This window comes from Psychrobacter sp. Choline-02u-9 (genome assembly GCF_002836505.1).
Classification (GTDB): Bacteria; Pseudomonadota; Gammaproteobacteria; order Pseudomonadales; family Moraxellaceae; genus Psychrobacter.
In genome coordinates this window covers 17,726-30,246 of the sequence record NZ_PJBF01000065.1, presented here as the reverse complement: position 1 = coordinate 30,246, position 12,521 = coordinate 17,726, and the positions used below count along the sequence as shown (strand labels likewise).

6 protein-coding genes and 1 pseudogene are annotated in these 12,521 nt (G+C 41.5%); all 7 read left to right on the top strand.

Going from position 1 to position 12,521, the window contains the following annotated elements; genetic code table 11:
* Window positions 1-531 precede the first annotated feature (531 nt).
* The 7 genes and pseudogenes from pilG to CXF69_RS13545 all read left to right on the top strand — a co-directional run bounded on the left by pilG (window position 532) and on the right by CXF69_RS13545 (window position 12,508).
* On the top strand, window positions 532-909 hold the full coding sequence (pilG, locus tag CXF69_RS13575; protein ID WP_057761576.1) for a twitching motility response regulator PilG: 378 nt from the start codon (window positions 532-534) through the stop codon (window positions 907-909).
* Between the two features lie 179 nt (window positions 910-1,088).
* The gene (locus CXF69_RS13570; protein WP_057761573.1) at window positions 1,089-1,451 is read left to right on the top strand and encodes a response regulator; all 363 of its coding nucleotides are present in this window, start codon (window positions 1,089-1,091) and stop codon (window positions 1,449-1,451) included.
* Between the two features lie 3 nt (window positions 1,452-1,454).
* Complete coding sequence (locus CXF69_RS13565) at window positions 1,455-1,985, top strand: chemotaxis protein CheW (RefSeq protein ID WP_057761571.1); 531 nt, start codon at window positions 1,455-1,457, stop codon at window positions 1,983-1,985.
* Window positions 1,986-2,513: 528 nt separating this feature from the next.
* Window positions 2,514-3,575, top strand: a pseudogene (locus CXF69_RS13560) (methyl-accepting chemotaxis protein); the annotation flags it as partial.
* Window positions 3,576-3,759: 184 nt separating this feature from the next.
* Entirely contained in the window at window positions 3,760-4,617 is an 858-nt protein-coding gene (locus CXF69_RS13555; protein WP_101206022.1) for a CheR family methyltransferase, read from the top strand.
* Window positions 4,618-4,647: 30 nt separating this feature from the next.
* Window positions 4,648-11,523 (top strand): Hpt domain-containing protein, encoded by a 6,876-nt coding sequence (locus CXF69_RS13550; protein ID WP_102078395.1) that lies wholly within the window; start codon window positions 4,648-4,650, stop codon window positions 11,521-11,523.
* The gene (locus tag CXF69_RS13545) at window positions 11,513-12,508 is read left to right on the top strand and encodes a chemotaxis protein CheB (protein ID WP_101206020.1); all 996 of its coding nucleotides are present in this window, start codon (window positions 11,513-11,515) and stop codon (window positions 12,506-12,508) included. The genes CXF69_RS13550 and CXF69_RS13545 overlap by 11 nt, the downstream gene beginning before the upstream one ends.
* Window positions 12,509-12,521 lie beyond the last annotated feature (13 nt).

Genomic DNA, 12,521 nt, shown 5'->3' with positions numbered 1-12,521 from the left:
CTAAGGAGTTCGAACATAATTTTGCTAATTACTGGAAAAGCAATAATAACTATGCTAAAACAAACACTATAAAATATACTGATACATTTTTATTACAAATGAAAATTATTCAGTAATATGATTGCCAGTTATATACAATACAAAATTATAATAACGATGCCTTTTATTTGAACTCTAATCTATTTATATGTCAAAGAACGGATTTATGATTAATTGGAATCATTGTTATATGTGACTTTTTTATTGGATATGCGAAGGGTAAGTTATCTTATTCAAGGCACTCAAATAACGCTAGATTTTGTAAGATTAATAATAATAAAGTGCGTATAGTACGCTATATTGATACCGCGATTAGTCAGTAGGCATCAATTGTAGAAGATTCGCTGTTATAACAAATTTCAACGCAAACAATGCAAATGTAGGTACTTATATCGATCTGACAATAGATGATATAAAAGTTTAAAATAGCCAAGCAAACTTTGTATTGCTAGATAGCGTTACGAACAAATAGTCGTTTACAGGACAATGAGAATGGAAAATAATTTTGAAGGTTTAAAAGTAATGGTAATTGATGATTCAAAAACCATTCGCCGTACTGCAGAAACTTTATTACAAAAAGCGGGCTGTGAAGTAGTGACCGCTATTGATGGTTTCGATGCATTAGCAAAGATTGTAGATAACAATCCAGATATTATTTTTGTCGATATTATGATGCCACGTCTAGATGGGTATCAGACTTGTGCACTGATAAAAAATAACCCTGATTATGCCAATAAACCTGTAATCATGTTGTCATCTAAAGATGGTCTATTTGATAAGGCACGTGGTCGCATTGTAGGTTCTGATGAGTATCTGACTAAGCCATTTAGTAAAGATGAGCTTTTTGATGCTATTAATCAGTACCGCTAATCGAATAAATATAGACTTACAGGGAGTGATTGATATTATCGCTCCAGATTATTCAATACTGAGTAATCATGATTAAAGAATGGCTACTAGTAGATTTATAAGTGCTATTTTTAATCATTTTATCTGAACCATATATCAATATATCTTCACAGATATTTTAGAACTTAAAGGAACCTCCTATGACTACCGTTTTAGTCATTGACGACTCGCCATCAGAAATGGCGAAATTTCGCGATATGCTTGCCAAAAATAACTTCCAAGTGTTGGAAGCGACCAATGGTGAGCAGGGTTGCCAGATGGCAGCTGAACATTTACCAGATGTGATTTTGATGGATGTGGTCATGCCTGAAATGAATGGTTTTCAGGCCACGCGCAAGATCACACGCGGTAAAACCACTGCTCATATCCCTGTCATTATGATTAGTACCAAAAACCAAGAAACAGATAGAGTTTGGGGCAAGCGTCAAGGCGCCAAAGAATATATGAACAAACCAGTTGATGAAAGTGGATTGGTCAATATGATTCGCAAAGTGATGGAGTAACTTGTGGCTTCTAGAGGATTTATCGAGCTTCTGCGTTTAGCAGATTTGGCACGCGCGCGCAAAAGCGGTCGCCGCGGTGGCCAAGAGTTTGATTGGCAAGGTGTGGTATTTGAAATTGGTGGGCAGCGCTTAGTTGCCCCTATGGGTCAGGTATCAGAGGTATTATCTATGCCAGAATATACTAGCCTACCTCTAGTAAAGCCATGGATGCTAGGTATTGCTAACATTCGTGGGCGACTATTACCTTTGACAGATCTGTCGCATTTTTTGCAAGTACCTAGTCGCTTGACACAAATGAGCCAACGAAAAGTTATCGTCATTGATTATGACAATAACTTTTCAGGACTGCTGGTGGATCAAGTACTTGGTATCGAACAGTTCACACAAGAACAGTATCGTCCAGAAGCCATAGATCCAGAGTCGCCGTTTGCGCCTTATAACCATGGCAAGTTTTTCAAAAATGACCAAGACTGGTATGTATTTATGCCAAGTTTGCTTGCGCAGGATACTCAGTATTCAGATGCTGCAATATAATTGTCGATAATAGAAGACCTGTCTGTTAAGTAACGACAGAGAAATAGCGACTGACATAATAGGGTTCGATGTCAGCATTTATACAGGCTTTGCTAATCATTGTTTAGATAACAATACGATTGTCAAAGTCAGCCACAATTAGACTTTGATGACTGTTTGAAAGGAAGACGCAAGATGAGTGATGTGATAAAAAAACCTGTAGCTGGTATGGCCAAAACATCAGCAGATGGCAAAAACGCTGATAGTACTTGGAAGCTATTGTTAGGATTTTTTGTTCTATTAAGTTTGGCTTGTCTGATTTGGCTAGTTAACTCGCTATCATCGGTAAGTCAGTATTTCGATAGTTTCAATCAATCCGTTATCTTGCCAGCGGCTGTATTTGCAATCGGCGCATTAGGGATTGTGTTTGCTTTGTACCAGCTACTGAAACACCGTGGTGGATCAGAGCGATCACTTATTGAGAAAGAAACCTTGCGTCGTCGCCAAGAAGCAGAAGCTGAGTCTGAGCGAGCGCGTCAAATCCAAGAAGAAAACGAACGTAACCAGATCGCTATTTTACGTCTGCTTGATGAGTTGGGTGATTTGGCAGAAGGTGATTTGACAGTCAATGCGACTGTATCAGAAGACTTTACAGGGGCGATTGCTGATTCAGTCAACTTTGCAATTGACCAATTGCGACAGCTGGTACTGGTTATTAACAGCACTGCTGACCGAGTCTCACAGTCTTCAGATCAAACGCAGATGAATGCTGTTGAACTGGCCGAAGCTTCTGAACACCAAGCACAAGAAATTGCTGGTGTATCAGCCGCTATTAATGAGATGACTGTCTCAATTGATCAGGTTTCAAACAACGCTGCAGAATCTGCAACGGTTGCCCAGCGTTCAGTTGCTATTTCTCATAACGGGGCAGAAGTTGTACAGCGCTCTATTGAGGGTATGAACGTTATTCGTGACCAGATTCAAGAAACATCAAAACGTATTAAGCGCCTTGGTGAATCTTCGCAAGAGATTGGTGATATCGTTGGACTAATTAACGATATTGCTGACCAGACCAACGTTCTGGCATTGAACGCCGCTATTCAGGCATCGATGGCAGGGGAAGCGGGCCGAGGTTTCGCGGTTGTTGCTGATGAGGTACAGCGTCTGGCTGAGCGTTCAGCGAACGCTACTAAGCAGATTGAAACATTGGTAAAAACCATTCAGGCTGATACCAACGAAGCAGTTATGTCGATGGAATCAACAACTTCTGAAGTTGTACGCGGCGCACGCTTAGCGAAAGATGCGGGTGAAGCACTAGAAGAAGTACAGAGCGTTTCTAATACTTTGGCTGACTTGATTCAAAACATCTCAAACGCTGCATTACAACAGGCTGAGTCTGCGGGTCATATTTCTCACACCATGAACATCATTCAAGATATTACCTCACAAACGTCTTCCGGAACGATGGCAACAGCCCGTTCTATTGGTGAGCTAAGTGAAATGGCAGCAGCACTACAGGAATCGGTAACAGGCTTTAAGGTATCGAACGACGACGAGCTAGTAGATTATGAAGTGTTAGATACGGAAGGCGCATTGAAAGAAAGCGTTTAGTGGTTAGTTACTCTTTTAGAGCCAGATTGATAGTATTCTATTGTTCTTTATATTGAACAAAGTTGCTGCTGTAAGAGTGATAAAAAGAAGCCGTAATTATAGTAGGTGATTTGTCTAGCTTAGGTAATGTTGGTAAGCCAAATCATCTGCTTATACAGTTGATCTGACATTAGGTAATACTTTGATGAAAGTCGACAGTTTGGATGTGCAACGATGGCAAAAGTACATAGAGCAAGAGACTGGATTTGTGCTGCCAGACATACAGCTACAGTGGTTGGCCAATGCAATTGACTGTACGGCTATGTCGAATGGATTGAGCGTTCAACAATTATGGTATCAATTATCGAGAAACAATGAGTTGCGTCAGCAGTTGCTAGATAAAGTGCTCATTCATGAGAGTCGCTTCTTTCGACATAGACCCTCTATCGACTTTGTCACAGAATATGCATTGCAGCATCGTAAAGCGGACAACATTGATAGTTTGTTTCGTATTTGGAGTGTTGGCTGCGCAAGTGGACAAGAAGCTTGGTCATTGGCCATGAGCTTGGCTGCACAGCGATGCCAAGACTATGAAGTATTAGGGACGGACATCAGTGGAGAGGCTATTAAAAGCGCACGGTTGGGGCAATATGATAACAGGCAGCAAACTTTAATCCCGCAATCGTGTCAGCCGTTTGTTCAGCCGCTGCCATCTAAGAGTACATTAAACAGATTGAAGCCTAGCACATCAGAAGCGGCTAATAGTATGCAGGAAAATTGGCAGGTAGCACCTGTATTGCAGCCATATGTCAATTTTTCTGTACACAATATTATTGAACAAAAACCACCCACTACGCATCTTCAGAATGTGATTATTTGCCAAAACATGCTGCTATATTTTCGTAAATTTGATCAGCGTGATATTTTGGCACGGTTATCAGAGCAGTGCACGTTAGAGGGATATATTATATTGGCTCCAGGTGAGGCGTTGTTCTGGCGTCCTTCAAATATGCGCCGCATTGCGCACCCACAGGTTAATGTGTGGCAAAAAATTAGTGCCTAAATTAGTGCATAGACGAGTTAGGATAAACCTATGAAAAACCAGCCCAATGACATCGTGACGTTTCAGTGGTTGCTACCATTATTCAATCAGCAGTTAACACAGATGTCTGACGGTTGGCAATTAGGTGAATCTAGCATCGACCATGAGCAACTGACATCAAGTTATCATCAGATTAGTGGTGCGCTCATCATACTTAAGCTTCCCTTATTAGCGGGTGTTGCTAGTAAGTTGAGTCAACTCGCAGGATTACAAAGTTGTGACGATTTTTCTATTAAAGAGCGCCGTATAGGTCAGTTCTCTCATCGATTATTACAACGAGAGATCAATCAGTATGCGCGTACAGGAATCTATCATAGAGGTCTAATAAGTAGAGCAATTGATGAGCTGACCCAAGCTTTGTCTCAACGAGATATAGAAACTGACATTCTTGTAAATGTTAGTGACGTTCAGCATGAATACGCAAACGATCATGCGAATAACGAAAATATTATCAATAATATTGAAGCCGCCCTACCTACAGAACAAACTACTGCTAGCTTGACAAGTGAACAGTGTCAGCAGTTGCTACTCGTATGGCGTCAGCAAGTACAAGCATTACTAATCACTAATACAAATCACTCATCAGCACTCAGTACCTTAGAAAAAGCTAGCCAGTATCTTAGGCAGACAACACACGATAGTGGTTTACAAAGACTATGGTGTTTGACTGAGTTATTGCTCAGTGATCTGGCCCAAAACGAAACGCCACTTCCTGAGCGTTATGCACCATTATTAGGTCAGCTTGATCAAATTATAGAATCTTGTACCCAGTCAAATGAAGTACCTTCAACTATAGTTGTAAGATTGACCACCGCAATCTATGTTGAATTGAGTTATCTAGCGCACAGTAGCAAACGTACTCAGTCTATTTTGGATAAAGTATCTCAAAGTACCACGACAGCGTCTCGTTTTTTACCGCAATTATTAACTCAGCTTGATGCGCTTATTTTCAAACTGGATGAGCCAGATAGCTTGGTAGCTCCTTTACAACATATCAGAGAGCAGCTCAAAAACCGAGGCTGGACTTACTACGTGTCTCAGGTGGAATCCATCCTTTCAGATTTGAAACAGTCTCTTGTATCAGAAACAAGTTTTGCGCAAGAGCAGTGGCAAATTGAACGCAAGCTGCAAGAGCTATACAACGCTATTTATAGTACTGAGCAAACCATTTCTCTTAAGATTGGTGATGCGACCTCTTTCGCTACTGTGCCTGAAGTGATGAATAGTAATGAGACAGAATTAACAGGTAAGCATGACCCTATTCCTACCGATGATGGCCTACGTGAGCTTCGAATTGCAGTAGAAGAGATAAAGCAAAACTTCAACGACTATATACAACATCAAGATATTGGGTTATTACCAGCGTCTACTGATTTTACCAGTATTGGTCAAGCCTTTGACGATATGGAATTGCCAGAAATTCGTCATACTATGGATGATATTGGTAGTTTATTTACACAGTTAACTACTCGTAATATTACTACCCCGAGCTGGAGTTTGGTACAAGCGTTGGCTGAAAGCTTAACGTCTATTGAACTATTACTTGATTATCTTGCACAGCAGGTTTTCGATCAGCAGTTGCTTAATTTAGTAAATGAACATACGGCCAGAGCAACACAGCTTCTTGATACTGATATCGAATCATCAGAAGGGATTAACAAGACTGTACTCACTCAAGAGTCAGCTGCGACAAATGTTGTACGTTACGATGATAGTGGCGAGATCAGCCCTGTTATTAATATAGATGATGCAAATGTAGTTGAACAAGATAATGCGAGTCTGTCCAACAGTACTGAAAGTGATGCACTAAAGCAGGCTCGTGAACACGTGAAGCCTGATAACTTTGAAACAGATGAAGATGTCCACGATATCTTTATTGAAGAAGTGACTGAAATTATTACTGATCTTGAAGATTTTCTTCCTATCTGGGCGCAAGACTCACAAGATCTAACACCATTGACTGAAGTGCGTAGAGGTTTTCACACTCTAAAAGGCTCAGGTCGTATGGTTGGTGCCTTTAGTATCAGCGAGATAGCATGGTCAATCGAAAACCTACTCAATCGTTTATTAGATAAAACATTGCCAGTAACAGATGATGTGGTAAATCTAGTGGTTGATACCACAAAAATTCTACCAGCATTGGTAGCAGATTTTTCAGCCCAGCGACCACCAAGCTTTGACCCTGCGATTACTATTTTACAAAGTAGTAATCTTATGAGTCAGCAGCCGGTCAACACTGGACTGACGACAGCTGAAATTGCTCCTAAAGAGGTTATGTCAGAAGATGTAGAATTAGAAAAATCGCTACTAGAAATTGATGATGCTGATAACGATTCTAATGAGAATCGTACTGAGTTGGTTACTGACTCGAATAACAACGAAGCAAATACCAACGAATATCTATCTACATTGGATATTCCAGAGAGCCTTGCACCTTTTATTAGAGAGACTAATCAACTACCAGCTGATGCCGACGATGCAGATCCTGATATCAAAGAGATATTTATAGAAGAAGCCAATGAAGTATTGGCAGAAATTATGCCGTTGTATGAAAGCTGGCAGAAAAATTCGACCGATCTAGAGGGCTTGAAAGATATTCGACGTGGTTTCCATACCTTGAAAGGTTCGGGCCGCATGGTAGGCGCTAACTATACAGCGGAATTGGCATGGTCTATAGAAAACATGCTTAACCGTGTTTTAGATAACAGTATCGCTATCTCAGCTGATATGCGTCAGTTGATTATAGATGTACTGGCAGTTTACCCCAAGATGCTTGTAGCATTTGAACAGGGTACTCAAGACTATCCAGCTGTTGTCCCAGTATGGATTGCATGTGCTAATGCGTATAGCAAACAGCAAGGTAATGGATTTAGCTATGCTGCGTTGTTTGCACAATCAGTAGATAGCTCTATAGATGAGATGGAAGAAAAGACGCCATGGTCTGATACGGCTGAGACTCGCTATGCTTATGATGACAACAGTAATGAAGCCATAGACTCTACCTTACAGACCTTTCGTTCGGTCAATGAAAAAATGGCAGAGGCAGCAGTTGTCCTTACTCCTCAAACTGAAGAAGAAAAAGCATTTTGTAAGATCTTTATTGATGAAGCAGAAGAGTTGCTTGATTGTATCGAGCAGTTTGTCAAAGACAATAGAGAACAGCATCATATAGAAATCACAGATGAAATCGTACGCGCATTTCATACTTTGCGCGGTGCTTCTGGTTCTAGTGCTTTGGCCGCTATCAGCGAAGTCAGTGCGACCATCGAGCATAGCTTGGAGTCATTACAACAACAAGATATAGGCATGAATGCTCAGCACTTAGCAGCATTGGCCCAGTCAGCCACACTAATAGAGGGTTATCTAAATAACTATAAGCAAAATATAGAGCCGCACGATGCATCAACAGAGGACGATGGGTCGCAGAGTCAGCATGATATAGCATCATTGCAGGCCATGCTTGATGAGCAATACGTGGCTAATGACACTACTGTCATGACCAATAAGAAACCGACGATAGAAGAGTTATTAGACAGTAATATTGATACGTTGCTCGATGCTGAGTGGGAATTAGATGATGCGTTGAATCATACTGAGATAGAGCATATTCAAGACTATATAGAGCAGCAAATCTCTCAAATAGCTTCTCTTATGGAAAAAGCGCAAGCATTTCCAAAATTTGTCACAATTTTAGATGAGCTGGGTAATGCGTATCGCTACTTAAGTAATCATATCGATAAAGCTCAAAATCAAGACATTCAAGCGATATTGCATGCAGGTCATGCTCAGCTGATTGGCTTGTTCGATGCCTTAGCTGGAAGTACCTCCTTAAAAATAGATAAACAAGTCATTGATGAACTACAGAGTATCTATCAAGAAAGTAATGACAATGAGGACCTCGGTTTCATCGTTAGAGCCGTTCCAGCAGCTGACCTACAATTTGAAACCATTGACACTGATGCCGAGCTGTTAGAAATATTTTTAGAAGAAGCACAAGAGCTTGATACTGCACTAGATGAAAGCTTCAATAAGTGGCGTGCCGATATCACCAATATCAATGCGCTGAAAGTTCTACAGCGTCATTTGCACACGATTAAAGGTGGTGCACGGATGGCTGGTATCCGTAGTATTGGAGATTTGACCCATGAAGCAGAAAGTGTCTATGAGTCGTTTGTAGAGAATCGAAGAGCGCCAACCGCGCAGTGGCTTGAAATCATGCAAATGGTGCAAGACACGATGTCACTACAAGTGATGCATATCGTGAGTCATAAGAAATCTTTCTTTACTCCAGAGCTCATTGAGCAGTTGCGCCAGCTTGAAAAAGCAAAAACGTTACCAGAGGTAATTGATCTAGTCATACCAGTACCGAAAAATCACTTTGAACCTACAGAGCGTAGCATTGCTGCCAATGTTGTTGACAGTGATAATGAGGTATTGAGTACCCTAAGTCTGGATAGCATGATTAAACAATCATGGGCTAACGGACTCCCTGATCCTGATATATTAGCGGTATTTTTAGAAGAAGCAGAAGAGCTTACTAATCGTAATAAGTATCTGCACTTGTTCTTAAAAGACACGAGTAATACTACAGCGTTGCAAGCGCTCCAACGTGACTTGCATACCATAAAGGGTGGCGCACGAATGGTCACTGCCTCTGGTATTGCTGACTTAGCTCATGAAATGGAGTCAGTCTATACAGATTTTGTCAGTAATCGACGTCCAGCCACCAAAAAAGTATTAGAGTTGCTGGTTGCAAGTCATGACTGGCTAGCTGATGCAGTATTTATTCTTCAACAACATGTTAATCCACCAACGCCTACGTTGTTGATTGAAGCATTGGAGCAGTTTGGTAGAAACCCTGATAGCCTAAAAACGATACCTAAAGAGTCTCTACAAGCCCAGCGTGAAGCAATCTTGATTGCCAAAGAAAACCAAGGTTCGCAGTATCTTGCAAAAGACATCAGTGAAATGCCGTCTATGCTTAGAGATACTCATGAGGAAGATCAGAGCGCTAGTAGCAATGAGATGATTCGTATCTCAGGTGGTTTGATCGAGCACATGATTAATCTATCTGGTGAGTCAGCGATTAACCGTGCTCGTATCGATATGGGTATCAGTAGTCTAACAAACAGTATTGAAGAGATGAGTACGACAGTACAACGCTTGGCAGATCAGCTACGTCGTATGGAGATCGAGCTAGAAGCACAAATTTTGTCTCAGATAGATGAGGAGCTCATCGATAATGAAGACTTTGACCCTCTAGAAATGGATCAATACTCATCTTTGAATCAGTTGTCTAAATCTTTAACAGAGTCAGCCTCGGATTTGGTTGATATTAACCATACATTATTAGAAAAAACCCGTGATAGTGAAAGCCTACTGCTACAGTTGTCTCGTACCCAGACTGAACTGCAAGATGGTTTGATGAATTCACGTATGGTGCCATTTACGCGCTTGACACCACGTCTTGAACGTATCGTACGTCAAACAGCTAACGAGCTTAATAAGTCTGTTGAATTGTCCATCATTAATGCTGATGACGAGATGGATAGAACCATCCTAGAGCGCATTACTTCACCGCTTGAGCATATGTTACGTAATGCTGTCGACCATGGTATTGAAACCACGTCAACTCGTCTAAAGTCAGGCAAAGAGCGTAGCGGCCGTATTACCCTTGAGGTGCATCGTGAAGGTAGTGAGATCGTCATCCAATTAGCAGATGATGGGCGAGGCATTGATGTTGAAGCAGTACGTAGTAAAGCCATCTCTCAGGGTCTAATTGATGCAGACGATAATAGTCTGTCAGACCTTGATATTATGCAATACATCTTCAACGCTGGATTAAGTACGAGTCAGCAAGTGACTCAGATCTCTGGACGCGGCGTTGGTATGGACGTTGTTATTAGTGAGGTTCGCCAACTAGGTGGCTCAGTATCCGTCGTTTCAGAGTTGGGTAAAGGCTCTAGTTTCACAATGCGTCTACCATTGACGGTAGCCGTGTCTGACGCGTTGGTTGTTCGTGCTGCAGATCGCTACTACGCGATTCCATTGGTACAGATTGAGCGCGTGGTTCGAGTGAATCCAGAGAAGCTCTATGACTACTATCAATCAAATGATGCTACATTAAATTTCGAAGACACTGAGTATCGAATACGCTATCTAAATGAAATTTTATCAGGCAATAAGTTAAATGAGTTGGTGGTAAATACCAATACCAGCTTACCGCTTATCATTATTAAAAACCGTACTGGACAGAATATCGCTTTGCAAGTGGATCAGATTGCAGGTTCGCGCATAGAAGTTGTTGTCAAACCTTTAGGCCAACAGTTATCAAATATTCCAGGGGTTTCAGCTGCTACTATCATGGGTGATGGCTCGGTCATGCTCATCTTAGATCTGATTGCTCTTATGCGTAATGCGCAATTGGTCAAAAACATTACGAAAGCCGTTGATGCCAAAAGAGGGCGCATAGAGTCCAAACCTACCATTCTAGTCGTCGATGATTCAGTGACAGTGCGTAAAGTAACCTCACGTTTCTTAGAGCGCCAAGGGTTCAATGTGGCAGTCGCTAAAGATGGTGTTGACGCAATTGAAATATTGCAAGATATGACACCAGACATGATATTGCTTGATATCGAAATGCCTCGTATGGACGGCTTCGAGGTCGCCACTCAAGTCCGACATAATAGTCGTCTAAAGCAAATTCCGATTATTATGATAACGTCACGTACTGGCGAAAAGCATCGTGAGCGTGCCTTAGAGATTGGTGTAAATGACTATATGGGTAAACCATTCCAAGAAAAAGAGCTGCTTGATAAAATGCAAAAATTACTAGGTGAAGGGGTCAGCCTGACTAATGAAGGATAATGCACGTGTTTTAGCGCTGCGAAAAAAAAATAGAAACGACATTAAAGTGATGGTGGTGGCAGAAGACCATCGCCAGCGCATGGCGTTTTCAGATACGGTACGTGGTTTCGGCTTTATGCTAGCCGGCTGTGTGTCACGAGCACAGTGGCATGAAACAGGTGAGCTTTCTAACTCAGCTATCGATATTTGGCTGATAGACAGTGATTATGATGACAGTGTGGCAATAGCGACGGTGGCATCTAAACCAGCAGCAGTACTGGTAGGCTTCAGTCAGGCTCCGTACCTAAACGAATCCCAAGAATATGCAAAATGGCAGCGTAAGTTAAAGCGTAAATTTGCCCAATTGCTTGACTTGCCAATATTGGTAGATGCTCCAGCTTACAAGAGTGCTGATACTGACTGGCATTATGTTGTATTTTTAGGTGCTTCTATGGGTGGCCCTAGTGCAGTTAAAGAGTTTTTAGATAATGTGCCAGCCACACTGCCAATTTGTATTTTATTGGCGCATCATTTCAATCAGGCCATGATTGGTACGTTGCCCCGCATACTTAACCGTCACAATGACTGGCGCTGTAAGATTATCGCTTCTTCACAGCGGCTACGAGCAGGAGAGTGTCTGATAGTCCCTATTGATAAGCAGGTTGTCTGCGATTCAACAGGTCGCGTGATACTATTGGATCAAGATTGGCATGGTGAATATAAGCCTGCAATCGGACAGCTGCTCAAAAATACTAGCGATGTTCATGGTAGCGAGCTTATTAATATTATATTTTCAGGTATGGGTAATGATGGCTCTCAGTATCTAGATTTAATCCAAGATAATAACAGTCAATTATGGGCACAAGATCCGAGATTAAGCGCATGTCCAAGTCAACCTCAGGCTATCATTGACTCAGGGCATTGCAATTTTGTTGGTAGTCCTACCGATTTGGCAAAAAAACTAACCGATTACATTGGTGAAAGGGCAGATAGCCATTCACATTAACTTATTGCGAGTG

Excerpts from the sequence above, each read along its gene's own strand:
- CXF69_RS13550 (WP_102078395.1), top strand. The coding sequence starts at position 4,648 with ATGAAAAACCAGCCCAATGACATCGTGACGTTTCAGTGGTTGCTACCA.
- pilG (WP_057761576.1), top strand. The coding sequence starts at position 532 with ATGGAAAATAATTTTGAAGGTTTAAAAGTAATGGTAATTGATGATTCA.
- CXF69_RS13570 (WP_057761573.1), top strand. The coding sequence starts at position 1,089 with ATGACTACCGTTTTAGTCATTGACGACTCGCCATCAGAAATGGCGAAA.
- CXF69_RS13545 (WP_101206020.1), top strand. The coding sequence starts at position 11,513 with ATGAAGGATAATGCACGTGTTTTAGCGCTGCGAAAAAAAAATAGAAAC.
- CXF69_RS13555 (WP_101206022.1), top strand. The coding sequence starts at position 3,760 with ATGAAAGTCGACAGTTTGGATGTGCAACGATGGCAAAAGTACATAGAG.